24 protein-coding genes and 1 other RNA gene are annotated in these 25,743 nt (G+C 46.0%); 7 read left to right on the forward strand and 18 right to left on the reverse strand.

The features are described 5' to 3' along the window. Nucleotides 1-37 precede the first annotated feature (37 nt). Nucleotides 38-970, forward strand: a complete 933-nt coding sequence (locus tag CBP12_RS03920) for a DMT family transporter (protein ID WP_086963147.1) — start codon at nucleotides 38-40, stop codon at nucleotides 968-970. Nucleotides 971-983: 13 nt separating this feature from the next. On the opposite strand, the gene CBP12_RS03925 is transcribed toward CBP12_RS03920, so the two are convergent. The 3 genes from CBP12_RS03925 to CBP12_RS03935 form a co-directional block, all read right to left on the reverse strand. Then, the gene (locus tag CBP12_RS03925; RefSeq protein ID WP_086963150.1) at nucleotides 984-1,751 is read right to left on the reverse strand and encodes a methyltransferase domain-containing protein; all 768 of its coding nucleotides are present in this window, start codon (nucleotides 1,749-1,751) and stop codon (nucleotides 984-986) included. Nucleotides 1,752-1,967: 216 nt separating this feature from the next. Beyond that, on the reverse strand, nucleotides 1,968-3,902 hold the full coding sequence (locus CBP12_RS03930; protein WP_086963152.1) for a methyl-accepting chemotaxis protein: 1,935 nt from the start codon (nucleotides 3,900-3,902) through the stop codon (nucleotides 1,968-1,970). 308 nt (nucleotides 3,903-4,210) lie between these two features. Further along, nucleotides 4,211-6,145 (reverse strand): methyl-accepting chemotaxis protein, encoded by a 1,935-nt coding sequence (locus CBP12_RS03935; RefSeq protein ID WP_086963155.1) that lies wholly within the window; start codon nucleotides 6,143-6,145, stop codon nucleotides 4,211-4,213. A 486-nt stretch (nucleotides 6,146-6,631) separates the two neighbouring features. On the opposite strand from CBP12_RS03935, the gene CBP12_RS03940 reads away from it, so the two are divergent. Both CBP12_RS03940 and arcC read left to right on the forward strand, forming a co-directional pair. Further along, nucleotides 6,632-7,786 carry a cytochrome P450 gene (locus CBP12_RS03940; protein ID WP_086963158.1) on the forward strand — a complete coding sequence of 385 codons (1,155 nt, stop codon included), beginning with the start codon at nucleotides 6,632-6,634 and terminating at the stop codon, nucleotides 7,784-7,786. A gap of 465 nt (nucleotides 7,787-8,251) precedes the next feature. Then, complete coding sequence (gene arcC / locus CBP12_RS03945; RefSeq protein ID WP_086963160.1) at nucleotides 8,252-9,169, forward strand: carbamate kinase; 918 nt, start codon at nucleotides 8,252-8,254, stop codon at nucleotides 9,167-9,169. A 96-nt stretch (nucleotides 9,170-9,265) separates the two neighbouring features. Here the strand turns inward: arcC and CBP12_RS03950 are convergent, their stop codons facing one another. Continuing rightward, the gene (locus CBP12_RS03950; protein ID WP_086963163.1) at nucleotides 9,266-10,324 is read right to left on the reverse strand and encodes an NAD(P)H-dependent flavin oxidoreductase; all 1,059 of its coding nucleotides are present in this window, start codon (nucleotides 10,322-10,324) and stop codon (nucleotides 9,266-9,268) included. A 64-nt stretch (nucleotides 10,325-10,388) separates the two neighbouring features. Beyond that, on the reverse strand, nucleotides 10,389-10,997 hold the full coding sequence (locus CBP12_RS03955; protein ID WP_232455143.1) for a cupin domain-containing protein: 609 nt from the start codon (nucleotides 10,995-10,997) through the stop codon (nucleotides 10,389-10,391). Between the two features lie 351 nt (nucleotides 10,998-11,348). On the opposite strand from CBP12_RS03955, the gene ggt reads away from it, so the two are divergent. After that, nucleotides 11,349-13,085: a gamma-glutamyltransferase gene (gene ggt, locus CBP12_RS03960; RefSeq protein ID WP_086963165.1), complete on the forward strand. Its 1,737-nt coding sequence runs from the start codon at nucleotides 11,349-11,351 to the stop codon at nucleotides 13,083-13,085. Nucleotides 13,086-13,095: 10 nt separating this feature from the next. Here the strand turns inward: ggt and CBP12_RS03965 are convergent, their stop codons facing one another. Beyond that, nucleotides 13,096-13,581 carry a hypothetical protein gene (locus CBP12_RS03965; protein WP_086963167.1) on the reverse strand — a complete coding sequence of 162 codons (486 nt, stop codon included), beginning with the start codon at nucleotides 13,579-13,581 and terminating at the stop codon, nucleotides 13,096-13,098. A 256-nt stretch (nucleotides 13,582-13,837) separates the two neighbouring features. On the opposite strand from CBP12_RS03965, the gene CBP12_RS03970 reads away from it, so the two are divergent. Further along, nucleotides 13,838-14,278 (forward strand): YkgJ family cysteine cluster protein, encoded by a 441-nt coding sequence (locus CBP12_RS03970; RefSeq protein WP_086963170.1) that lies wholly within the window; start codon nucleotides 13,838-13,840, stop codon nucleotides 14,276-14,278. On the opposite strand, the gene betT is transcribed toward CBP12_RS03970, so the two are convergent. The 5 genes from betT to CBP12_RS03995 form a co-directional block, all read right to left on the reverse strand. Then, entirely contained in the window at nucleotides 14,275-16,491 is a 2,217-nt protein-coding gene (gene betT / locus CBP12_RS03975; RefSeq protein ID WP_086963172.1) for a choline BCCT transporter BetT, read from the reverse strand. The genes CBP12_RS03970 and betT overlap by 4 nt on opposite strands. Before the next feature lie 254 nt (nucleotides 16,492-16,745). After that, nucleotides 16,746-17,090, reverse strand: coding sequence for a hypothetical protein (locus CBP12_RS03980; RefSeq protein ID WP_086963174.1), 345 nt, complete (start codon nucleotides 17,088-17,090; stop codon nucleotides 16,746-16,748). 41 nt (nucleotides 17,091-17,131) lie between these two features. Further along, nucleotides 17,132-17,989, reverse strand: a complete 858-nt coding sequence (locus tag CBP12_RS03985) for a PA4780 family RIO1-like protein kinase (protein WP_086963177.1) — start codon at nucleotides 17,987-17,989, stop codon at nucleotides 17,132-17,134. Nucleotides 17,990-18,308: 319 nt separating this feature from the next. Next, on the reverse strand, nucleotides 18,309-18,617 hold the full coding sequence (locus tag CBP12_RS03990; RefSeq protein WP_086963179.1) for a DUF6172 family protein: 309 nt from the start codon (nucleotides 18,615-18,617) through the stop codon (nucleotides 18,309-18,311). A gap of 149 nt (nucleotides 18,618-18,766) precedes the next feature. After that, entirely contained in the window at nucleotides 18,767-19,348 is a 582-nt protein-coding gene (locus tag CBP12_RS03995; protein WP_086963181.1) for a DapH/DapD/GlmU-related protein, read from the reverse strand. Nucleotides 19,349-19,466: 118 nt separating this feature from the next. On the opposite strand from CBP12_RS03995, the gene CBP12_RS04000 reads away from it, so the two are divergent. Next, on the forward strand, nucleotides 19,467-19,850 hold the full coding sequence (locus tag CBP12_RS04000) for a DUF1971 domain-containing protein (protein WP_086963183.1): 384 nt from the start codon (nucleotides 19,467-19,469) through the stop codon (nucleotides 19,848-19,850). A gap of 34 nt (nucleotides 19,851-19,884) precedes the next feature. On the opposite strand, the gene CBP12_RS04005 is transcribed toward CBP12_RS04000, so the two are convergent. The 6 genes from CBP12_RS04005 to CBP12_RS04030 all read right to left on the reverse strand — a co-directional run bounded on the left by CBP12_RS04005 (nucleotide 19,885) and on the right by CBP12_RS04030 (nucleotide 24,475). Continuing rightward, nucleotides 19,885-20,250 carry a hypothetical protein gene (locus CBP12_RS04005; RefSeq protein ID WP_157420037.1) on the reverse strand — a complete coding sequence of 122 codons (366 nt, stop codon included), beginning with the start codon at nucleotides 20,248-20,250 and terminating at the stop codon, nucleotides 19,885-19,887. 5 nt (nucleotides 20,251-20,255) lie between these two features. Further along, a complete protein-coding gene (locus CBP12_RS04010) occupies nucleotides 20,256-20,798 on the reverse strand; it encodes an alpha/beta hydrolase (RefSeq protein ID WP_086963189.1) in 543 nt (180 codons plus the stop codon). Nucleotides 20,799-20,910: 112 nt separating this feature from the next. Next, nucleotides 20,911-21,960 carry a lipoate--protein ligase family protein gene (locus CBP12_RS04015; protein ID WP_086963191.1) on the reverse strand — a complete coding sequence of 350 codons (1,050 nt, stop codon included), beginning with the start codon at nucleotides 21,958-21,960 and terminating at the stop codon, nucleotides 20,911-20,913. 137 nt (nucleotides 21,961-22,097) lie between these two features. Beyond that, nucleotides 22,098-22,664, reverse strand: coding sequence for a tellurite resistance methyltransferase TehB (tehB, locus tag CBP12_RS04020; RefSeq protein WP_086963193.1), 567 nt, complete (start codon nucleotides 22,662-22,664; stop codon nucleotides 22,098-22,100). Nucleotides 22,665-22,744: 80 nt separating this feature from the next. After that, nucleotides 22,745-23,317 carry a DUF2799 domain-containing protein gene (locus CBP12_RS04025; RefSeq protein WP_086963195.1) on the reverse strand — a complete coding sequence of 191 codons (573 nt, stop codon included), beginning with the start codon at nucleotides 23,315-23,317 and terminating at the stop codon, nucleotides 22,745-22,747. A gap of 267 nt (nucleotides 23,318-23,584) precedes the next feature. Further along, entirely contained in the window at nucleotides 23,585-24,475 is an 891-nt protein-coding gene (locus CBP12_RS04030) for a hypothetical protein (RefSeq protein ID WP_086963198.1), read from the reverse strand. Between the two features lie 698 nt (nucleotides 24,476-25,173). On the opposite strand from CBP12_RS04030, the gene CBP12_RS04035 reads away from it, so the two are divergent. Then, the gene (locus CBP12_RS04035) at nucleotides 25,174-25,383 is read left to right on the forward strand and encodes a CsbD family protein (protein WP_086963201.1); all 210 of its coding nucleotides are present in this window, start codon (nucleotides 25,174-25,176) and stop codon (nucleotides 25,381-25,383) included. Between the two features lie 150 nt (nucleotides 25,384-25,533). On the opposite strand, the gene ffs is transcribed toward CBP12_RS04035, so the two are convergent. Continuing rightward, nucleotides 25,534-25,631: signal recognition particle sRNA small type (gene ffs, locus CBP12_RS04040), an RNA gene on the reverse strand. Between the last annotated feature and the right edge of the window lie 112 nt (nucleotides 25,632-25,743).

The following is a 25,743-nucleotide window of genomic DNA, read 5'->3' on the forward strand; positions in this document are numbered from 1 at the left end:
TTTATCTTAGTAATTAACTTACCTGCATAAGGCAATTATGACAGCTGCAACTCAGCCTTCCTCCACACATCACGCTTGGCTGGTGCCCTTATTGTGCTTATTTTTAGGCGGCGCCTTACTAGGATTATCGACCAACTTAGCCAAGCTGGCAGGGGAAATGACGCTTCAGCCATTGGCTTTTTTAACTTGGGCTATTGTCGGCGCTACCGGTATTTTATTCGTGTTGGCGACCATTCGTGGTGTACTCCCTCCCGTTAATAAGCGCACGCTAGAATATTATACGGTGGCGGCACTAGTAGGAGTGGCTGGCTCAAACTTTATTTTCTTTTCGGCTGTGCCCCATGTGGGAGCCGGATTTGTAGCACTTATTATTTCCTTGCCTCCTTTGTTAACCTATGTCGGCGCGCTAGCGCTCGGGATGGAGCGCTTTAATATGCTGCGCGCACTCGGAGTGGTAGCCGCGCTAGCGGGTGCGGCGGTATTAGCGGTGAATAAGCTCAATGCCTCTAGTGCCGATAGTTTTTGGATTTTAGTCGCCCTATTAGGCCCTGTGCTTTTGGCTATAGGCAATATTTACCGCACGCTGCGCTGGCCACCTGGGGTATCTGCCGATGCGCTAGCGCCTGGCATGCTAATGGTGGCCGCATTAATGCTGTTATTATTGGGGCTATTAAGCGAATTACCACTAAGCCTACCTCGGCAAAAAACGGGGCCTTTAGTATTAATTGCTTTGCAGTCAGTGGTATTTGCGGGTCAGTTTTTATTATTGTTTATTCTGCAAAAGACCGGAGGCCCGGTATTATTAAGCTTACTCGGGGCGGTCGGCGCCCTAGTCGGTGTACCCGTTGCTGTGCTGTTGCAAGGGGAAGCCCCGCCTGAGGGCTTATTACTTGGAGCCTTATTAATTGGCGTTGGCGTGGCTTTTGTGACCTTGGGTAAAGCAAAAACGCCGGCAAGCGGCGCTACTTAAAGGGGAGGAGTGATTAAATAAGCGTGGCTTTAGCATATCCAATTTCACCGGCGCGCGCGTGCAACTCTTCTCCCACTAAACGCCAATGAAAGATACGGGGCTCATGGCTATCATCCCCATCTAGCGTCAACATTAAGCGGTGGCCACATAAGTCGGTGGCGATCACTTCAATAGACTGATCATTTAGCCATGCCTTAGCGTTAAGACGTTGAAATTTTTGGCTTAGTAGCACTTTATAATGGTGCTGTTCTTTGGTTTTCCATTGCCACACACCTGCCACATTGCCCGGCACCACCCATTTATAAATATGAGAGCCTGCAGCGTAGCTGCGATCATCTGGCTCCCACTCTCCCATATCAAAAGAATTAGATACGATACGGGTACCGGGTTTGAGCTCAGTTAACAATCTGGGTCTGAGTAATAAATTAATACTTTGTAACAAATATAAGGTCACGACGGTCGCTTGACTGATATCGGCATTAAAGAAGTCATCTTCAATAAATTCAACCAGATGATCCATACTCATGGAAGCGGCAAACTCGCGTGCCTCATCTAAACGCAGTGGGTCCATATCAATGCCCACGCCGCGGGTTTCTCGCCCCATAGCTGCCGAAACTAAAATGCGACCATCACCTGAGCCTAAGTCATAGAGCAAATCTTGCCCAGTTACGCCAGCCAAATCGAGCATACTCTCAACGATAACTTCATCAGAGGGCACAAAAGGCACATTAAGATCAGAATTAAAATCAACGCCATCACCCAGAACAAATTCGCTAAACAAGCTCGACTCCTAATATCACTGGACAAAGTCGGTAGAAAACCGACAAGCGTTTATATTAACACACTCGCCTCTCTTTGATTAATGTGTCAGCGCAAGCTTAGCGCTACTTTTAAGAGGCATATTTTGTTAGCAAAAAAAAGTGAGCCAATTAAAGAGCGTATAAAGGCTCTTAAATTAGCTCACTCTAGAATATTATTGACGGGTTAAAGTAAGAGATTACACCTTAAATTGCGTGACTAAAGCGCGCAGTTGGTCGGCACGCCCTTGCAATAACTGTATCGCTTCCAATTGCTGCTGCGCATTTTGATAAATACTAGCAGCACTGTCTGAAATAGCATGGGCCGACTCATTAATGTGCTCCGCTACCGCACCTTGTTCTTCGGTGGCTGCCGCTACTTGCTGATTGCCTGAGCTAATGGCTTCAAACTTTTGCTGAATATTCATTAGCGCTGCTGCTGACTGCTCGGTGTTACTCGCCACTTGCTGACTACTCACAGTGCCTTGGTGAATCGCATGAGTGGATTGCTGAGCCGTTTGCTGCAATTGACTAATTTGCTCGCGAATTTCAAGCGTTGAGGCTTGAGTACGCTGGGCAAGACTGCGTACTTCATCGGCCACTACCGCAAAGCCACGACCTTGCTCACCGGCACGCGCCGCTTCAATCGCCGCATTAAGCGCAAGCAAGTTAGTTTGTTCTGAAATATCATTAATCACTTCGACCACGGAATTAATCGCCGCCGCTTGACTTGCAAAGTCGGTAATAGTTTTTTCAATATCCGCCATCACGCCGTTAAGCTCTTGCATGGTTCTTGAGGTCAGTGCCATATTGTCATTGGTATTATTGGTATCGGCTACTGCCGACTCGGTATCATTGGCGTTACGATGGGCAATGCCTGAGACTTCAGTAATAGTTTGGCCCATCTCAGTAATGGCGGTCGCCACTTGATCGGTTTGGCCGCGCTGCTGTTCGGTGGAGACAAAGGTCTCGTTGGCTAATTGTGCTAACTGTTCAATCCCCGCTTTCATGGCAGTTTCTGTTTGTTGGATTTCCGCCACTAACTCGCGAATTTTACCAATAATGGCATTAAAGCCTTTTGCTAAATGGCCTAATTCATTATTGCCGCTGTCATCTAAGCGGGTAGTTAAATCCCCGCCATGGCCCGACATACTTAATAAATCATCACCGACGCGGCGAATCAACTTACTAAGAGAGTTAGCAAAGAGTACCGTTAAGCCGATAAACAATAGCGTTAGTAATACACTCACCCAAACGGAAGTAGAAATAACATGATTAATAGCGCCACTAATTTCTTTAGTTGGCAATACCGCCACTAAGGTTAAGTCGGTATCACGCACATCTTGAATAGCAATATACACATCTTCATTTTGTAACTGACCCTGCCCTAGCGAAAAGCCGGGCTTATGCTGTGCTAATAAAGAATTAACATCGCTATAATTACTTAATTCTTTAACGTGTTTACCGACCAGCGACAAGTCAGGATGCACAGCTAATACGCCATTTGAATCTACTAAAAATAAATAACCCTGCTCACCGAGCTTATAATCGCCAACTAGACGCGCAACGGCAGAAACATCATACCCCAGACCGGCCGCGCCCACGGCTTGGCCATCAATAGACACTCGGGTATTAACAAATAACGTTAATCGACCGTCTCTTTCATCAGGATCAATAGAGAGTGCTTGTTGCTCACCGCTTTTTAGAAAACCATAATACCAAGCGTCATGCGGGTCAGAAGTCGTAATGGTTTTAAAAGCACCAGCATCCGTATAATAGGTATTACTCCATCCTGATACCCAAAACAAAGTAGAAGCCCCGGTGTTTTGACGCTGGTTTTTAAAGTAATCCATCACCGGCGCATGTTGTTCACTGTCGCTCTCCCCCTCTTTCATCCATTGGTGGATTAAACCGTTACTGGCCATGTCTTGCGATAAAATAATAGCGGGCATTAACTCGGCACGCACTTGCTCAGACACTAAACCTACGCTGCTGGGTAAGTACTCTTGCTCGGTTTGACCATAATACAAACTAGAAAACTGCTTCACACTGATAAAGGTTGAAACCAGCGTTAATAGCACTAGCGCAAGCGTCACAAAGGCAATTAATACCGTTCTTAACTGTAAATTTCTCATAGATGCTCCGAGCCTGCTGCGTATGAGATGGCTATTGGTTGTTTTATAAAAACAATGAAAAAACGCTCACTTTAATATTCATCTTATATTCACATTGAAATGAATCTATTATGTGGCTGACCCCTTAATTCTTAGCGCTGCTTATCATATAGAAAAATATCAACTTCACTACGCGCTAGATCATGATTTTAATAAAGCGTACTCAATCATTGATACTTATTTTTAATATAAAATAAGGGAGCAAGTATAAGAGACGTGATTGACATGCTATTAACTTACTCCCTTTTACCTTTGCTTAATGGCGATAACTACACTTTAAATTGCGCGACTAAGCCTCGTAAGTGTTGAGCGCGCTGTTGTAGCTCCTGAATCGCCAGCAGTTGTTGCTCGGCATTTTGGTAAATGCTCGCCGCACTGTCCGATATCAAGTACGCCGACTCATTAATGTGCTCGGCCACGGCACCTTGTTCTTCAGTCGCTGCCGCTACTTGGTGGTTGCCTGAGCTTATCGCTTCAAATTTTTGTTGAATACTCAACAGTGCCGCTGCCGATTGCTCGGTATTATCTGCCACTTGCTGACTACTGATAGTGCCTTGCTGAATGGCTTTCGTCGATTGTTGGGCGGTGTGTTGTAGTTGGTTAATTTGCTCACGAATTTCAAGCGTTGAGGCTTGAGTTCGCTGGGCAAGGCTTCGCACTTCATCGGCGACCACCGCAAAGCCACGACCTTGCTCACCGGCACGCGCCGCTTCAATCGCCGCATTAAGCGCTAATAAGTTAGTTTGCTCAGAGATATCGTTAATGACTTCAACGACGGAGTTAATGGCTGCTGCTTGATGGGCAAAGTCGGTAATGGTGTGCTCAATATCTGCCATCACCCCGTTAAGCTCTTGCATGGTACGCGAGGTTAGCGCCATGTTGTCGTTGGTATTATTGGTATCTGCTACTGCCGACTCGGTATCATTAGCATTACGATGGGCAATGCCCGAGACTTCGGTGATGGTCTGACCCATCTCAGTAATGGCGGTCGCCACCTGATCCGTTTGCCCGCGCTGTAAATCAGTAGAAGCAAAGGTGTCATTAGCAAGCTGTGCTAATTGCTCAATACTGGTTTTCATCGCGGTTTCAGTTTGCTGAATTTCTGCCACTAACTCGCGAATTTTACCAATAATGGCATTAAAGCCCTTGGCCAAGTGACCTAATTCATTATCATGGCGCTCATCTAGGCGCGTAGTTAAATCTCCGCCCTGACCAGACATACTCAATAAATCATCACCAACACGGCGAATAGACTTACTTAAGGAGTTTGCAAATAACACAGTGAGTCCAATAAAGAGCAGCGTTAATAACACACTCACCCATACCGACGAGGAAATCACTTTATTAATTGCACTACTCGTTTCTGCTGTGGGGAGTACCGCGATCAGAGTTAAACCGGTATCGCGAATATCTTGGGCTGCAATATAAACGCTCTTATCGTCAACCGTATCGCGATCAAAGCTAAAACCGCCTTGGTGTTGCTTTAGCAAGCGATTAGCAGGCGCTAGCGTGTCAAGCTCGGAGACCTTTTTACGTGTGACATTGATATCAGGATGAACAATCACCTGTCCGTCTTGATCCACTAAGTACAAATAGCCATTTTTTCCTAGCTTGTAGTTAGACACTATCTCTACTACAGAGGAAACGTCATAGCCTAAGCCTGCCACTCCCATAGGCTTACCATCAAGAGTGACTAAAGTATTTACAAACAGCATTAATTTTCCAGATTGTTCATCGGGATCGATTTGTAGTACTTGATCCACGCCACTCTCTAGAAAACTGTAAAACCAGCCATCTAGGGGATCGTTGGGAGAAATACGCTTAAAGACTTCACCGTTACGATAGTTAGTATTCGTTTGCCCAGACACCCAAAATAAAGTGGAGGCGTTAGCATTAACTTGTTGTTGTTTAAAGTAGCGACGCACTTGAGCGTCTTGCTCACTGGCATCTTCACCGTCTCTCATCCAATCCAGTAATAATGGATTGTGCGCCATGTCTTTAGATAAAATAACAGCCGGCATCAGCTCAGCACGTACTTTCTCGGCCACTTGCCCCACGCTGGTGGGCAAAAACTCTTGCTCAGTTTGTTTGTAATACAAATTTGAGAATTGGTTAATATTGATGAGTGTCGACACTAAGGTCAGTAACATGAGTGTTAGAGTGACAAACGCAATAAGAACGGTACGTAACTTAAATTTTTGCATGGCTTCTCCACCGGCCGATAAGTGTTCAGGGCAACAACAAAGTGCCTTGTTATGCATTAACACTCGCTATGATCCAAGCATCAGATAAAGCGAAATTGTTAAGACATTGATGATGTTGGCTATGTGAATGGCCATATCTGCTTTACTATCGGCAAGCTGCTGAAAAACTTAACCTAAGGTGTCTTTTAAATTACAGATTTATCTCCACCACGTGACTCCAGCAAAATGTGGAGAATAAACCAGCAAAAAAAGCACTCACCCCCCTCGTTAGACCAAGAGTCTTTGTCTTTCATCAATAAAAACGCATAGCTAATGCGCTATTATGCAGTGGTTTATGCTAAATAATCATTCAGTCTTTTGTGGTAAAAATCGCGCTCCTTGCTCGTGCAAGACAGAGCCGTTACTCTAGTTACGCCACGCAACTTCGCATTTACTCTGCGCTTCCTCTTAGGCACAGCACATATATGCGACCTGTAAGGATCTATTATGACTGCTCACCAACCGACTTCTGAGTTATCTGGCTGCCCCGATGTGCGAAGCCAAACGGATCGCCAACGCGCACAGCAGCGCCTCATTAAAAATGACGCTAACGATTGGGTCTTATTACATCACGCCGATGTATTGGCGGCAGCAAAAGACGACAAACGTTTTTCTAGCCAAGTCTCTCGTTTTCTCCAAGTGCCTAATGGACTTGATGGCGCTGAGCATACCCAGTTTCGAACGCTTATTGAGCGCTATTTAACCGCAGAGGCTATTACACCGTTTGTCGCGGACTTCGAGCGCATCGCCCAAGAATTAATGGTAAGCCTGCCTATGGATACTCCGATAGAGGCGGTAAGTGAAATAGGAGCAGTGTTTGCAGTGCGAGCACAAAGTGCATGGCTGGGCTGGCCCGCTAGTTTAGAGCCCGCGCTATTACAGTGGGTTAAAAATAATAATAACGCAGCCCAGCAGCAAGACCCGATATTGCTGCGACAAGTCGCCGATGACTTCGATGATATTATTCGCTCTATTGTGCGTCCTCGGCGCGAGGCAGCACCCGGCAGTCCTTTATATAACGCCGACGATATTACCAGTCGCTTATGTCGAGAGCGCATCGATGGCCGCTTACTCAGCGAAGAAGAGCTGGTATCTATTTTGCGAAATTGGACTGGCGGCGATTTAGGCTCAATCGCACTGTGTGTCGGCGTGATCATGGCTTTCCTAGCCCAGCACCCCGAACATGCGCAACGATTAGCACATGCTGATAATCAAGATGTTGAGCAAACGCTTGATGAAATCATTCGCCTCGATAATCCCTTTGTGAGTAATAGACGCATCACAACTTGTCCCGTCACTGTGGGAGAGCACACCATTGCTCCTCACAGCCGAGTTTACCTTAATTGGACATCTGCCAATCGGGACGAGTCTGTATTTGGTGTGGATCAATTTAAGCCAAGCGCGCATGCGCCCCATAATTTAGTATATGGTGCGGGTAAACATGTTTGTCCAGGCCGATTGCTGGCCACTTGGCAACTAAGGATCACCACTCAAGCATTATTAAAAGCTTGTAAAGATATTCGCTTAGCCCCTAACTCGCCGCTGGTGCGTGAGCGTCCGCCTCTAGGAGGTTATAGTCATGTGTGGGTGTTACTAAGCTAGCCTCTTTAAGCCGTCGTCATTGCTGGCGGCTTATTATCTTCTGTTCACCTTTCTTATCTTGCTTATCGCTGTTGCTCTTTTTTATCTCTTAGCTCTTTAGCGAACCCTGCCTGCTAAGGCAACGGGGGCCGCGCCAAGCTGGCTATTTTTATAAAGTGACTGGTTTTTTAATAAAACACTAATCATTTCAAATTGTTGATAAAAATAATTTCTTAAAACATCAGTTTGTAAGGTCACTAGCTGCTAAGCCGACTTTAATGGTGTTTTTATTATGCCAAATGAGTAAAATGCGCGGCAACAGTAAAGTGAGCATCAGTGATTACGTCTTTTCCACTCCTGAAATTCACTTGTACTGCGCAAATATTCAGTATTGAGCGCTTTGGGCGCAGGCTTTGGCCCGTGTTTTCATAAGCAACAGTCCTACTTTATTGTATCTACGATAGAGACAAACTTAAGATATAAATTATGTTAGTTGTAGCAGCTTTAGGTGGTAATGCCTTATTACAACGCGGTGAGCCTCTCACCGCCGATATTCAGCGTGAAAATGTAAAAGTAGCCGCCAAGGCACTCGCGCAAATTGTAAAAGCCGGTCATCAGCTAGTGATCACCCATGGCAACGGGCCTCAAGTAGGGCTGTTATCGTTGCAAGCCGAGGCGTATAACGCGGCTGAAAGCTATCCACTGGATGTATTAGGCGCACAAACCGCGGGTATGATTGGTTATTTAGTAGAGCAAGAGCTAGAAAATGCCCTTAACAACAACCGCCCTATTGCCTCTTTGTTAACTCAAGTAGTAGTGGATGCGAAAGATCCTGCTTTTTTAACTCCCACTAAATTTATAGGTCCTGTATATAGCGAAGCAGAAGCCAAAGCACGGGCCGCTATCGCAGGCTGGGATATTGCAAAAGATGGTGACAAGTGGCGCCGTGTGGTGGCTTCCCCTACTCCTTTGGATATACCCGACTTAAGGGTGATTCAAATGCTAGTAGAAAAAAATGTAGTGGTAATTTGTAACGGCGGTGGGGGTATTCCTGTTATTCGAGGAGAAGATAATCGCCTGCAAGGGATAGAAGCCGTCATTGATAAAGATTTATCCAGCGCATTCTTAGCCAAGCAATTAGGCGCCGATGCCTTGCTGCTATTAACGGATGTTGAAGCCGTCTATCAGGGGTTTGGCACACCCGAGGCCGAGCCATTAAGTACGTTAACTGTCGCTGAAAGTCATGCCCTTAACTTGCCTGCCGGCTCCATGGGCCCCAAAATTACTGCCGCCTGTAATTTTGCTGAGTCTGGTGGCTTTAGTGCCATTGGTCGCTTATCCCAAGCGCTTGCGTTATTAGCCGGCCAAGCGGGCACGCACATTTTAAATACGACGGCTGACTAACAACATACACTAAGCTATGCAGTCTTAAGTAGGTGGTTTAATTATTAAGCCATCTACTTATTTGAGTGCTGCTCTAGCGCCACTTTGCTTCTGTTATCAGCGCCTCTTCTCTTCAAGCTCTGTAATTAACTGCTGCATTAGCTCAGCCGCTGGCAAGGCGCGGGCTAAGGGCGCGCCTTGTCCTGCCCAAAAGGGCGCAAAATCAAAGCATCCTTGTTGACTAGCCGCTAAATGCAGTGCTTTTCCTACGCTGTAAGCTTGAGGGTAAGCGGCCACAGGGATTGCAAGTTTTGCTAATTCTTGATGTGCTCGGTTAATCAAACCTCGTGCAGGGCGCCCTGAAAGGCAGCGCGTAATCCCCGTATGAAACGCCTTAGCACTGCTTAACTGACTACGATATGCTTGGCTGGCATCAGACTCTGGACAAAGAATAAAGGCGGTACCAAGCTGGGCACCACTGGCGCCCATCTTTAACACCTGAGCGATACCTTGCCCATTCATAATGCCTCCCGCTGCAATAATGGGCAGCGAGCATTGGCGGGTTAAAAGTTGCAATAAGCCAAATAAACCCAGCTCTATATCTTCTTCTGGCTTAAATACACCGCGATGACCGCCTGCTTCTATACCTTGGGCAATAATACCATCTAGCCCCGCAGCCATAATGGCGCGTGCCTCTCCTACTCTCGTTGCGCACCCTAACAGCTTTATACCCGCGCCTTTAAGAGCGGTTATTGCCTCGGCACTGGGAAGTCCAAAGTGAAAACTTACCACAGCCGGGCGCTCTGCTAATAGCAGCGCTAGCAGATGAGGATTATCATTAAAGCTTGGATGAGCTTGAAAAAGACGCAGCGGCGGCTCTGCAGAAAATTCTTCAAAATAAGGAGTTAAAGCGTCTAGCCAACCTTGTTCTGTGGCAACATCTTGCACCGGTGCTGCATGGCAAAACACATTGACATTAAAGGGCTTAGAAGTCGCACGCTTTAGTGCGCGAATGTGCTCGCTTGCTTGCTCAACCGTGCTCGCTCCCAAGCCAATAGAGCCCAAACCACCCGCATTGGACACGGCAGCGGCTAAAGCGACAGTGGCGGTCCCCGCCATGGGAGCTTGAATAATAGGATATTCAATATTTAGCATGCTAAGTAATGAATTGGGCATTAACGTACTCCTTTAATTAGCCGCCACTGCAAAGGCAAGCTTACTGTTAAAGCTAGTGGTATTTTTATAGGCGATGAGCGGGGTTTAATGGATCTCCCATTAAATGAGCTTCTAGGTGCCCAACTTTTACGTAAATAAGCGCCCCCTCCTGTTCAGTAAAAGGCGCATGGCGGCTATAGCAAGGACTTCTTATCCAAGAGTCGGCGGGATAGGAGCCAAATTCATCATGAAACACCCCTTCTAATACTAAAATTTCTTCTCCGCCGACATGAGTATGAGCACTAAATTGAGTGTAAGGCGCCCAGCGGACTAAAGCAGTGTTTACGCCATTATGTTCATGCAAAGGCATCACCGATAAGCCGGTTACTGCTCCAGGCTGCCACAAGCTAGTTTGAGTCTCTATGTTAACTTGCAAGCGATCGGTGTCACTAAATTGCCACAACTTAACCAATAAGGTACATCCCGAAAGAGTATAAGGCTGATGACGACTGCCAGGTGGGTTTCGCAAATAACTACCAGCAGGATAGTCACCGTGCTCATCAGAAAAAACCCCCTCTAACACCAGTATTTCTTCGCCGCCATCATGAGTATGACTGCTATAACCGGCATTTGGGGCATAGCGCACTATGCTGGTGGCTCGTGCCACCTCCTCTCCCACTCTATCTAGCATCATGCGACTCACTCCGGCCAAGGGGAGTCAACAAATTGATATTGTTCAGGGTAAATAACCACTCTTTTGGTAAAATCACTATTAATGTGCATGCTTATCCTTCACTTATTTACCCATTACATTTTGCTAACTGCGACTTAGTCAGTTTAGGTTACACCGGTATGGCTTGAAAACACTAAGTTTAGCGCCTTCTAATTTAATCGCTTTTAGTCGAGCTTCTTTTTAAAAGGCTTGAGCACGTCATTATTGATAACCACGGCGGGAGCTTTGCCACAATTTTGACCGAGAATTACCCCTTTATTGGCTAGCAGCTTACACTGCTTAAGGACTCAATATAGCTATCAGGGACAGATCATGAATATTTATTTAACTCCTGCACTCACAATCAGCATTTGGTTAACCAGCTTTGCGCTACAGGCTGCCCCGCCCGTTAGTACGGGCCATGGCGGCGCCGTTGCCACTATTTCTGAGCCGGCCAGCCAAGCGGCGCTGCAAATTTTAGATAAAGGCGGCAATGCCATTGATGCAGCCATCGCGGCAGCGGCCACCTTGGGGGTAACTGAGCCATTTAGTTGTGGCATTGGCGGGGGCGGCTTTATGTTGATCTACTCCGCCCGTGATCAACAAGTGATTAGCATCGACCATCGAGAAACTGCCCCAGCCAGCGTTACACCGCGCCTATTTTTAGAAGATAATCACGCACTCCCGTGGCCAGACGCCGTGCCCAATGGCATTGCCGTAGGGGTGCCAGGCACAGTATTAGGCTGGCAAACAGCCCTAGAGCGCTATGGCACGCTCAGCCTTGCCCAACTGCTTGAGCCTGCAATTCAAGTGGCAACCCAAGGCTTTAATATTAATGAAAACTTTCACCGTATTAATCAAATTAACGAAGCTAAATTTGCAAAGTTTGAAAGTGCCAGCCAACTGTATTTAACTAACGGTAAGGCGCATCAGATAGGCAGCCATTTTAGTAATCCTGACTTAGCTAATACCTATCAATTATTGGCGGATCGGGGCGCGCGCGCCTTTTACGAGGGTGAGCTTGCAGATGATATAGTCGCCGCAGTTAATACACCGCCAGTGAAAAAAGGCATCACAGTTTTAGCGGGCGACATGAGTCACACTGATCTTAAAAATTATGAAGTTCGGCTACGCCAACCCATACACTCCACCTATCGTGGCTATGATGTATATGGCATGCCCGCCCCTTCTAGCGGGGGTATTGCTATCGCCCAAGCGCTAAATATGCTGGAAACGTTTGACTTAGCCAATATGGAAAGAGCGCAGGTAGAGCATCTTTACTTACAAGCGTCGAATTTAGCTTTTGCAGATCGCAACGCCTATGTGGCGGATCCTGAGTACACCGATATCCCGGTTCAAGGCCTACTGTCTAAAGAATATGCCAAAGCCCGAGCTCAGCTGATGACAGGTAGCGCACTGCAACAAAGCTCGGCGGGCGACCCATTTCGTTACCAACAAGACCCTTCTTGGCCACTGCGTCCCTCACACCCCTTGGGCCAAGAATCATTGCACACGACTCACTTAGCGGTGTCCGATCGCGAAGGCAATGTGGTGGCGTATACCTTTACTATCGAAGATTGGGGAGGCAGTGGCATAGTCGTCCCTGGGCGCGGCTTTTTACTCAATAACGAGCTTACTGACTTTGACTTTAGCTCCCCCCATCCTAATGTGGCCGAAGCCTTTAAGCGGCCACGCTCCAGCATGAGCCCCACTATCGTCCTAAAAGATCAACAACCTGCCTTCACTATCGGCTCTCCGGGCGGATCCACTATTATTACCACTGTGCTGCAAACCATGGTAAATCATATCGACTTAGGAATGTCATTCAGCGAGGCGGTGAATGCGCCGCGAATGAGTCAGCGCAATGGCGATACCACCTTAGTAGAAAAACGGTCTGATTTTACTGACGGTGAGCAAGCTAAAGCACTGGCCGCTAACGGCCATACCTTTGTAGAAACCGAGCAAATTGGCGCAGCTAATGGCATTATTTTTAACCAAGATGGCACAGTGACTGCAGTCAGTGAGTCTAAGCGCCACGGCGTAGGCACTGCGTTAGTCCAACAGCAATAGATAAGAGCGCTTAAAGCGAAGGGATTAATGTCACCGCTTGCTCTTGTTCATCAGGGGTGGCATTTTTTTCCAAAGAAGGATTAGGAGGATAGCGCTCACCATCAAATTCTAATAATTTTTCTTGGCCATCACTATGGACAATCAAATTTTTAAAGCCTTGATTTTCCACCTCGCTCACACGAATAGGCGCTTGGGTAACGGTACTTTGGGAGAGTATTTTATAAACAGGAAATCGCGGATTATCATTAGCCGCACGTCCTTCTAGCACTAAAAAGGTACAACCTCCTGAGCCACACCACTTAGCGCCTTGCAACAGCACGACGACATCGTCAATGCCATCCTCATTTAAATCCACGCGCGCTTGGTGATATTTAATATCTGCTTGCTCACTAAACTCAGCAATCACACTGGCGACTTGATCATCTGGGCTAGTGGCGTGCTCGCAACCCAGCAATACCAACATGGTACTGAGCAAGAGTAAATAACGCAGTTTCATGGTGAGCTTCCTAATAGATAACAATAAAGGGCGCTAAGGCGCCAGTGGAGCGTAGCGGCGAATAACACTAAAGCATTTTAAAAAACCTGCTAGCCCTACTTTGCACTAACAAACAACATTCAACAAGTCACTTGCTTAATGAGCAAGACACCCCGTTAGGTGCGTTAAAACACATAAAAAGTAGCCAATATTGGACTAACTGCATTGATTGTCGCCTAATAGTAAGCAACCGCTTAATTAAGTAGGAGAAAAAAAGTTGCGTACACGGTTTTGGGAGCGCTTTAGTCTAGCAGAGTTAAATGCCAAGGAATGGGAAGCATTGTGCGATGGCTGTGCAAAATGTTGTTTGGTGCGACAGGTAGATGACACAAAAGTACGGGTCTTTAATATTAGCTGTGATTTATTAGATGTCAGCCAGCGGCGCTGTCAAGATTATGAACACCGTTTAAGTAGAGTGTCCCACTGCCATGCATTAACTCCTGAGAACGTGACAAGGTTTAATTGGCTACCAGAAAGCTGCGCTTATCGGCGCCTGTCACAAGGAAAGCCGCTAGCCAAGTGGCATCCCTTACTCACCGGTTCAGCCCAAGCGATGTTGGAGGTAAATATGGCAGTTACCAGCGAGGCCATTCCTCTCTCTCAAGTGCCGCGCCATCGCTGGCATGCCCATATTATTAAAACCCGCTTTTTAAGCTAGTCACTACTCGCAACAGGTGGCGTGAGGACCGAGGGCGTATCGGTTTGGGCAGATAAAGCTAAAAATGCTAAATGAGCTTCATAACGTTCTAATACATCATCAATGACTTGCTGCTTAGTGAGCCCCATTAGGTCATAACCCCCTGAGCCTGTTTGCGTAAAAACTTCAAGGCGATAGTAAACATCAGTATCTATCGACATTTTACCACTAAAGGTAGGAACTGGGGTTTCCACAATCGACACCTGATAATGAAACGCTCTTAGCTCATCAAGGGTAACACGAATTAACGGCCCCTCAATGCCGGTGGCGTTGGCAACATTTGCTCGCTCTACCTCATAACCTTCACGGCGAAACTCCACGGCAATATCATCGAGGGCGGGGCGTACCGTGCGCTCTAGAAACTGAGAGACTTCTCGCAAGGTAGGATAAGCCAGCATTTGGGCAAGACGTTGTTTCCAAGAACGAGCCGGTAAATGCCCGCCACTGGGCGCTTGAGAAGCGCGGCGCAGCACCAATCCTTCACGCTCGGCGCGCTCCATACGCAGTGCTTTATGAAAAGAGGCCATCACTAAATAAGCAATAATAGTCACGGGTAGCGCAAAAATAAGCGTGGCATATTCCATGGTAACCACACCACCTGCTAATAACATGGCTATCGTGAGCATGGCGGTGAGTAATGCCCAAAAAATACGCAGCCACTTAGGTCCATCCTCTGCAGGGTTAGGAATAGTGGCAGAAAAATTAGACATCACCATGGCGCCAGAATTCGCACTGGTGAGATAAAATAATAATCCGGAAAAAGTAGCCAAACAGATCAAGACCATAGCACCGGGAAAGGTGTCAAGCAGCGCATACCAGCCTTGTTCGGGATTAGTGGCGGCTAATTGGGCAAACTCATTATTCCCAGCCAGTACTTCAAATAAGGCAGAGTTTCCAAAAAAAGAGACGATGATAAAGTCGCATAATACGGGAACTGTAATAGCAGCAATAACAAACTCGCGTAAGGTGCGCCCGCGGGAAATACGTGCTAAAAACACCCCCACAAACGGCCCCCACGCCAACCAAAATGCCCAAAAGAACAGTGTCCAGCCACTCATCCATTGGCTACTGTTTGGCTCATAGACTAAGGTACGCAACATTCTTGAGGGCAAAGTCACTAAAAACTGCCCAATGTTTTCTACTAACGCGCCCAGTAAAAAAGCGGTTTGCCCTGCCACTAAGATATAGATCATCATAGCGACCGCGCTCCATAAATTGAGCTCAGAAATCCAGCGAATACCTCTATCAACGCCAGAGGTAGTAGCGACTATGGTTAAAACTACGGCTCCCCCCACCAAGGCAATTTGTAGAATTAAGCCTTGTTCTAGGCCAAATATGCGAGCAAATCCCACATTAAGTAACACCACCCCTATGCCCATGGTGGTGGCCACGCCAAAGACGGTGCCCACTAAAGCCACTATGCTAATACCATCGCCCAAGGGGCCACGGGCACGCTTACCTAATAATGGATACAGTGCGGCGCGAATAGACAGCGGCATATCCCAGCGGTAGGCAAAATAACCCATCGCCATGCCAAGTAAGGCATAAACAGACCAGCCGGCAATGCCATAGTGAAACATGGTCCACACCACCGCATCTTGCAATGCGCCGGCACTGGCTCCTTCTCCGGTGGGGGGCTGTAAATAATTAACCACAGGTCCGGTCACAGAGAAAAACAAGAGATCGATGCCCACCCCAGCGGCAAACAGCATGGCCACCCAGGTCCCTAACTTATATTGAGGACGGGAATGATCGGGGCCAAGGCGCACTCCGCCCTCTTTTGACAGAGCTACCCACACCACAAAGCCAATAATCAATGCCATGGTGAGCACATAATACCAACCTAAGTTAGCCCCTATCCAATCCACCATAATCTTCATCGCCACGCGAGCGCCTTCTGGCATCAACATGGTCCACAATGAAAAAGCCAAAATAATACTGGAAGAGATCAATAAAATAGCCCAATTTACCTGTGCTTTAGGTTGTTCAACCAGCTCTGCTAAGCCCTTACTTAAGTCACTACGAGATACGGGCGCGTCATCACTGGCGCGGTTTGGTTTGCGTTGTGAGCCGCCAAAGCGACTACGCTCAAAGGGCGAGCGCGAGGCAGGAGTACTAGGCTCAGCAGAGCTTGAGACTGTGGGCTGTTTATCGTCAGGGGGATGATTGGCCATGTATTATTCCTTTAAACAAGTGCGCCCATAATCGGGAGAGGATAACTATCCCCAAAGACAAAGTGGCAGAGGTGCTTTAAGCCTAGCAGCTACTTATTTTGCGCACTAGCCTGACTCCTTCAAGGCGTGAGCCAAGCCTAGCAACTATATGCCGACTTCATATCGGCTTAGCAATTATGATATTGATCAGTTAATAAGCTAAGCGCTAGCAAGCCGTCAAAAAAGAAGACTAAGTCTGAGAAGTGAGAGCAGGCTTATTTTATAATTTCATCTTTACCGATAGCGTCGCGCGCTTCGGCTTTGCTCATGCTAAGCGGCGTGTATATGCAAGCGACCCCTGCTTTAGTCAATGCAATACTAAAGCGGTGATCGCAATTAACCGCAGCAAATAACACCGGCAACTGCTCATTCTCAACGCTGCTAGGTAGATATAATATTTTTTGGCCCGCTTTACAGACCAAGGCGCTGGCATCTTTTTGCCAATGGCTAACTTCACATAACTGTTGCTGATCAATATCGACCGTAACTACAGTTTCGGGCTCATTACATGCGCTCAGTAGCCCTAGGCTGAGCGCTAGCATTAAAATTTTTTTAATCATTAAAACTGGCTTCTTAAAATAACAAAGATATGTTTATTCGCTTAATCGTCTTGATTGGCATCGCGAAGGCGATCGCGGCGCGCAAACTCTTCTTCCATCGCCGCATTTATTTCTTCAAGTACCGCATCGACATTAGCGTTTTCGCCAACATCTGCAAATTGGCCGCTTAGCTCAGTATGAGGAGTTAAATTCCCCTCTTCATACAGACTCCACATCTCTTTGGCATATTGAGTGTGTAACAATGAAGGGGCGAAAGTGCCGTAATAGCGGCGCATATTATTAACATCTCGTAAAAACATCGCTTTAGCACTGTTATTAGCAGCGGCATTAACAGCTTGTGGTAGATCGATGATCACTGGGCCATTATCATCAACTAACACATTAAATTCAGACAAGTCGCCATGGATCAATCCCTCACAGAGCATTAACTTGATGTAGTGCATCATTAACTGATGATCTTCAATCGCTTGCTCTTGTGACATAGTGACATCGTCTAAGCGCGGAGCGACATCACCTTCATCATCGGTAACCAGCTCCATCAGTAACACACCATCGACACAGCCAAAGGTCTCTGGCACTCGCACTCCGGCCATGGCTAAGCGAGATAGCGCATCTACTTCGGCGTTTTGCCAAATTTTTTCTTCTTGCTCACGGCCAAATTTAGAGCGCTTAGCCATGGCTCTGGCTTCACGACCACTGCGTACTTGACGCCCCTCTTGATATTGGGCCGCCTTTTTAAAGCTGCGCTTAATAGCATCTTTATACACTTTGGCACAGCGAACTTGCTCACCACAACGAACCACAAATACATCCGCTTCTTTACCGCTCATTAAACGGCTAAGCACTTCGTCAATAAGCCCCTCTTCTACAAGAGGCTGTAGGCGTTTAGGTGTTTTCACGGGCGACCTGCTAAATAATATCGGCGTTCAATCATAGTGGTAACGAAAGCACTTTAGTTAAAGAAAATAATAAGGGGCAGAGGATATCACCTTTGGCCAACAAGAGCAGTGAGCCTAGCAAACTGTAGGCTTATTTTTAATAGGGGAATAGAACAACAGACACTTCTTTGCTAATTCAGAGAGTCGACGCTGGCTGCAACGCCACTTTTTAGCAAAGACAACCAAGGCGGGGTGCAAAAAATAAAAACCAGCGACTAAAGCCTGACTTGCCTCAGTCGCTGGTTACTCACGTGAAAACTAACGCTTCAGCTCTTTATTGTTAAAGCTCGTGATCTGTGTGCTCAGTGCGGGGACTGTGCTTACAGGCCTTAGCTAAAATCTCTAGGTAAAACTCAGTGAGCTCTTGTGCCACCACTTCATCGATGCGCTTATTAATCTCTGAAGGAAATACTGGCGTCGCCTGCTCGGCGGTTATGCCAAAGCGACAGTCAAACGCCCAGTAGTTCATGCCAGGTGGCAGCGTTTTATTACGCTCCCGCTTAAAATACTTTTTGATCTCATGCTTAATGGCATCGACGCGACGCGGCAAAGGAAGTTTAGGATGAGCTAAAGTAAAAATCTTTTTCATGTTATTCCTACTGGGTTTGCAATAACGCTGCATCTAGCCATAAGGCGAGATGTTCATTGATGCGCGCATTCTACATGGTTAAGCCACAGATAACTGCCAATTTGATCGCTTTCTCTCACTTAAGGCAGTCATTATTTGTCTCTAAAGAGTTAATGGCTTTCCTCTAAATACTTAATAACTTTGGCTGGTACTCCGGCGACTAACGTATTAGCAGCCACCGACTGCGTTACAACAGCGCCTGCCGCCACCACAGCGTTTTCACCAATAATGACGCCTGGCAAAACAGTGACGCCAGCACCTAGCCAAGCATTACGTTTAATTAAAATACTTTGCAACACCAAGTTTTTTCTGTCCCTCGCCGTAAGGGGATGATTTTCGGTGATCAAGCTCACTTTAGGTCCAATCTGGACATTATCTTCAATGGTAATGCCGCCCATATCTAAAAAGCTGCAATCGTGGTTTATAAAAACGTGGCGTCCAAGACGAATATGTTGACCAAAATTAGTATAAAAAGGCGTAAATATAATGGTGCTGGCATCAATGTCGACGTTAATAATTTCGCTTAAACGACCGCGTATCTGTTTAACGTCGGTGGCACTGTTAAGCGCGGCCGATAACTTAATAGTACGGGCAATTTTTTGCCATACTTTTTTCATCTCAGGATCGCGATGCTCAATCACTCCCCCAGCCCGCATCCGCGAAAAAATCGAGGCGTTAGTTGCCGTCATCATTGATTACTCACTTTATTAAGTTGCTTTGGGCTTATGCAAGTCTGTCTCTTGACGATGCCTTGGCTAAGCGACTAGGCTGAGCTAACCCTTTTGTATCTGCTAGGCCTTAGGAGCAAACATGGCTAACATCGTTATTCCCAGTCACTGGAAAATTAAACGCTCAACGCATTTTTTTACTAAAAATAATATTCCAAAAGCACTATTGACTCATCACAACACCGCTGAAGGGGTCTATGGTCAAATTTGTGTAATGCAAGGCAGCGTTATTTTCTATGGTTTTGCCAATGAAGCCGCCACTGAGCCTGAAAAAACCATCACTATCAAAGCAGGAGAGTTTGCAGTAAGCCCTCCTCAGTATTGGCATAGAGTGGAGCTAAGCGATGATGCGCAGTTTAATATTAACTTTTGGGCAGAAGCTGACACCGGAAATAAAGCCATGTTTAAAAGCTCACGTATTCATAATCAGCCCATAGAAGAAATATTTGACTCCGCTGATGATTAAGGCAGCACTAGTATGAACAAGCTAAGCATTTAGCTTAGCTTTCATTTTGACCATGCTCTGTTATCCACCTAGCTGCGGCTTGCATAGCAGACTCATTCACCATAATGCCAAGATGAGTGACCTGTTTAAAATAGGCAATGGTGACGTCTTGTTTAAATAATAAAATGCTCGACTCAAACTCAGAGGCCGTGAGTGACTCATCATGGGTGCCCACCATCACCAGTACGGGGGCTTGGGTGTGCATTAAGCTTTCTTTATAGTTAAGAGGATGCATGCCCTTCATTAACCGGTAAGAGTAAGCAAGGGTTTCGCAGCCATTTTGATAAGTTTTGGGTAAGTTAAAGCGCATCACAGGCGTGGCATTAAAGGTACGCAGCCCCACAGCATTTAACACCGACAACACATTCACTTTAGTCTTATTAAGATAGGCCCACCCCCCGCATCTTTTTTTACCATGGCGGTGTTATGCCCAAAATAGGGCGCAATTAAAATAAGCTGTTGAATATCTTTCGCTTGTTCACCACTGGCAATACGTAGCGCTAAGCCGGCACCAGATGAATGTCCTGCCAATATAAATTGTACTCTGCTACTCGACTGCTGCTTAATATGCTCCATTAAGTCCAAGACATCGTGCTCAAGCTGGTCGATATAATCAATATCTCCTCTCCGCTCGGGCGCCGGCCCATGGCCACGCAAGTCCGGTGTGTACACGTTTGCGACTTGCTGAGCGCTGAGGTAATGGGCAAAGGCGTGTAAATAAGCGCTGTGTGCCGCTGAGCCATGCAACAAAATGAGATGGACTTCACAAGGAACAGAAGTGGGATAACAGCGAAAACTTAATTGAGCTCCTCCTCGAGTCGTATAAAATTCCAGTGGCGGCAGTTCATGAGCGGGAAATTTAAGAGGAAACAGCTCGGCGAAGTTAAAAGCGTCTTTTTCAGATGACATGATGAACTCTGTGTAAACGAAGAAAAAACTGCGGCCTTCAATAGCCACCAGTTTCACATAAGTGGGAGTTACTTATAACGCAGCCCTAATCGCTGAGCAAGATAACCGGTAGCTAGGGTATTTTAAATAACCATTCATCAGTCAAAAATTTACGCACAACCTGCTCGTTAGCGGCCGCTATCTCATGCTCGAGGTACTCGCCCATTTCTACACTATACAGCGTACAGAAATGCTCAATAAAGGCATCGATAATGGCCGCTTGGCTTAATCCACTTTGACTGCGCATAGGATCTACGCGTTTATTCGCACTCTTAATGCCTTTATCCGAGAGCTTTTCTCGGCCAGTACGTAAAATTTGCAGCATTTTTTGCCCGTCAATGTCATAAGCCAGCGTGGCGTGATGAACTAACACCCCATTCGCAAAGCGTTTTTGGGCGGCTCCGCCTATTTTACCCTGTACTGAGGCGATATCGTTTAGCGGCACATAATGTGCTTTAATGCCAACGGTCGCTAAGGCACCTAATACCCACGTATCCAGATATTGATATGACTGCTCTATGCTCATGCCATCCACTAATGAGGTTGGCACAATAAGCGAATAGGTAATGCAGTTACCCGCCTCCATAAACATGGCGCCGCCTCCCGTAATGCGCCGCACTACTTTAAGGCCTGCTGAGTGGGCGGCGCTCATATCTACTTCATTTTTAACGGATTGAAAAGCGCCAATAACCACTAGCGAGTCATCCCAATCCCAAAAGCGTAAGGTAGGGGGGCGCAGGCCTTGGGCAACAGAATTGACGAGCACTTCATCTAAAGCCACATGTTGGATGGCGGGCAAAGAAACAGGCGGGATCACCATAAAGGTATGATCTTGCCAACTCGTGGCTTTACCTAACGCACGCCTCACTGCTGTGGCTATCGCTTTTGCAGAAACGCCAAACATCATTACTTCATCATCGAGGGCGCTTAAAATAACTTGAGTTAAGGTATGATGGCTTGCTTGGCCAGATTGGCCTACTAAGGCGTTATTGATTTGTGCTAGCGCGCAGTCGGGTTCAAGAAAAAAATCACCGGAAATACTTACGTGAGTCATCACATCTTGCACAAGCTCGATATCTGCAACGACCAGCTTACCCCCTAGCACCTTATACTCACCATGCATAATACCCTCCTCCATCAGCGTAACCGTATCGTCAATTTCAATATAAATAGAGCCAAGAGTGGGCTCAGAGAATAGGCGCTAAAAAACGCCTAGTTTTAAGAAGGAGGCGCGCGCCAAAAACGTGTTCAGAGCGCCTATTAGGCTATTTTTTTAGCAAGCAAAGTGGCAAATTGTAGCTGTGCGCCATTATGCATAGTACCCAGCTCCTCATTATATTTAATGAGCTCCCAGCCTTGGTAGGCGTTTTTTAACTCACCGGTATCAAAAGTAAACGAAAATGGCATAGGGCAAGGGTATTGATCAGTACTCATAGCACAGACGATAAGGTTATAACCATTGGGCGCGGTGTGCGCTTGCATATCTTTAATCACCTTATCGACGACGCTAGGTTTAAGAAACATTAAAGTCACAGTACAAGAAATAAAGCCATAGCTCTCACTTAACTGAGCTTGATTAATATCATAAACCTTAGCGTTAATATTATTCAGTCCTTCGTCGTTAATAATGCGCTGCAACATATCAATCGCATTAGCATTATTATCCACTGCCGTCACCTCAAAGCCTTGCTGACTCAAAAATAGGGCATTACGTCCATTAGAGCAGCCCATGTCTAACACCTTGCAAGGCGTTATAATATTACAGGCAGCTTTCACTTCACTGTGCGCGGCATTTAACCCATAGCGGCTATTTAGATCAATTGTCATGGTGTCCACTCATCATAAGATTATCACCCTCTTACTTTACCCTTTTTAAATGCACTTTAATATGTATTTAAAATGCTAATTCATGGATAGCGTAAGCGGCGTTCAAGATAACGCTGCTCCTCTTGTACTCGCCTTAGCTCCCAGTCTCGCTCACGAAGGCTTTGATAAAGATAGCGACGAGTATTAGCATCCTCTTCTTCTATTAATAATCGCTCTAATTCTTGTCGCTGCTGCTGGAGCTTTTCAAGGGTTTGCTCTGTTTCATAGAGTGCTTTTCCTTTATCAAAGGCGACTAAAAATGCTTGCTCTAAATGAGCCGGACAGGCGTTGCGATAAGTTTGGCCTTGACGCCCGACTCTTAAGCCGTTTTCAGGGGTGCAATAGCTAAGTATTCCTTGGTCACGGCCTTCGAAATAACGCGCTTCATTTGGCGTTACGCCAACCTTAGCACAGGCTTTTCGATGATCGGCAAGGCGAGCTAACGGTTGTCCTACTCGGCCATCACGAAAGCCTTGATCCAGCCAATTAGCCGTTAAACACTGCTCTTCACTCATACTGGCACAGCTGCTGAGCAACAATACAATAAAGGAGATATAAGAAAATTTGACCCAATCAGCTGTTAATAAATAATAAGTCCTGCTTATCTGTTTCATAGCCTCACCTATTAGCTCAGTGAGCAAAAATTAACCCCGTATCAATGCAGAGTAGCAAATATTAAATTTCTAACCATTTAACTCTTTGCCCACCATAACAAAATACAGGGTTAGCCTAGACGTTATAGCCAAAGTGATTAACTAAGATAGATAAAAAAGCATGTGATTTAACACCCAACAATAAGTCACATTTAATTTACGGCTATAAAAAAGCGCTGCTTGTCTACACAAGCAGCGCTGTTAGCTAGCAATATTATGATGCCAAGCTTACAAGTCTCTTGCTCTACCCCCTATGGTAGCGGCAAAACTAGCAACAAATGCACCTAACAGTAATGATGCAAAGGCCCATAAAGCAAATACCGCGGCGGCTTTTCTTGCTTCATCGGCCGCTTCTCTTACTTTGGCTTCTAGTTCAGAGGCGGCTAATTTGGCATCGGCGGTCACTTGTTGTAATCGCTCGCGCGCTTGCATTTCAGACATATCAGCGCGCTTGGCAATCACAGCGACCAGATAGTCTTCATCTTGCTGCGTCATTTCACCCTGCGCTAGGCTGCGAGTGAGTATGGTAGTGATTTCTTTGCGATTATCATTTCGATAATACGCCTCAGAGGGATCATTAGGACGTAATAAGGTGTCGGTAAAATAATCTAGCGAGAGCATATCGTTATCTTTAGCACTTTCCTCTGCTACTTGGGTGGCAGCACCCGCTCCTGCACCCACCATAGTGGCACCGGTTTGTGCCGTACCTGAGACAATAGAAGCCGCAGCTGAGCTGAGTAACACAAAGCCTACTACCGAGCTCAAAGCCCATACTACAAAGCCATGCGCTGTGTCTCTAAAATAAATTTCATCGCCTATAACGTTAGTCCATTTAGTGCGCAAGCGTCCCGTTACATAGCCTGCCACCCCATATGCAATGATCTGCGTAGCCAATAGCCAAACAATGGTGCCAATAGCAAGAGTGCTACCCGAGGCGCCATCATTTTGCCAAGGCGACACCGATATTAAACCAAGCCCTGTTCCTCCAGTGATCAGCGTTATCGTTAACGCCGCACCAATCACGGCACCGGCAATAATCGCTCCCCAAGATACAGCCGAGCGCTGAGACTCCCCAAGTGGCTGCACGACGTTATCTGAGACAAGTTCGCTTTTGATCATAGCAAGCTCCGTTATGAAGTAATTTAGTAAGGTAGGTGCATAAGAGATGCGTCTTCATTAATGCATAAATAACGCGAGTAAAATAATAATGGGTATAGGCACACCTATTAACCACAGAAGAATAGATCGCATGGTAGTCTCCTTATCGAATTAACAATACAAACTAAATAAGTAAACGCTAAGCTAAGTTTAGTTTAGTACTAGCGGCGACTCATTACTTATAAAACTAACCTAATTTTTCTATTCTTATCCTAAAGTACTTAAACAACACTCTCAGTGTAGTAACTCTTTATAAAATAACATCTTTTTTAAAAATAACTTTCAATCTTAGAGCAGAACTCACACTTTTCACTGACTATCTTCATAAGCACTTACTTATTTTTACGTAATATAAAAGTAAGCTTATTTAATTGAAGTAGAGAATCTGACTAAACTCAAGGAGTGGCATTAACACAGCGACGCAGTTTGTTGTATATTAAAAACGGTCTTTAGTTAACTAACGGCCTTACCAAAAATAATGCCCAACTGTATCTTTTAAATAAGCCCTAAATTAGACGGCACTGTTTTATAGTTTAATAGAAAAGCCAAAAATTAATTTAAAAATATATTGGCAATTCTATTAAAGTTATGTCTAGACTATCTGTGTGCTTACGCACTTACTTTAAACTTTTAGAGACGTTTATTTAAAGGAGTTAGGTATGAACGAAGATATCGCTAAAGGTAATTGGAAGCAGTTTAAAGGCAAGGCAAAAGAGCAATGGGGCAAATTAACCGATGATGATCTGGATGTCATCGACGGTAAGCGCGAACAACTAGTCGGCAAAGTACAAGAGCGCACTGGAATTGCGAAAGATGAAGCTGAAAAGCAAGTTTCCGATTGGGAAACCACACACCAATATCGGTGGTAATTTCTTCTAAAGGCCCACTCGGGCCTTTTTTATTGGCTCTTTTAAGGCTATTAAGCAGACACGGCAAGACGCTGTGATAAATTATCATCACAGAAAAATAACAGTAAAGGTTTTTATTGGAAGAAAATAACACTGAAGATTGGGTGGCAACCCCGCCAGCCACATCCCGGCACTCAAAGGTTCCTGCTTTGGCTGCTCCCTTCCGGGCCTGACCTAGTAAACAAGATTCTGATGCGAGAGGACCAACGGGGTCACCATTGAAGAAAGGCTAGTCTAACAAAGCTGAAGCACAATGCAACGCCCCTCCTACTGTTTGCGGCTTTATTAAGCATAGCGCTTAAAGTAAACGCTATTTAGCCG

Source organism: Oceanisphaera avium, from assembly GCF_002157875.1.
Classification (GTDB): Bacteria; Pseudomonadota; Gammaproteobacteria; order Enterobacterales; family Aeromonadaceae; genus Oceanimonas; species Oceanimonas avium.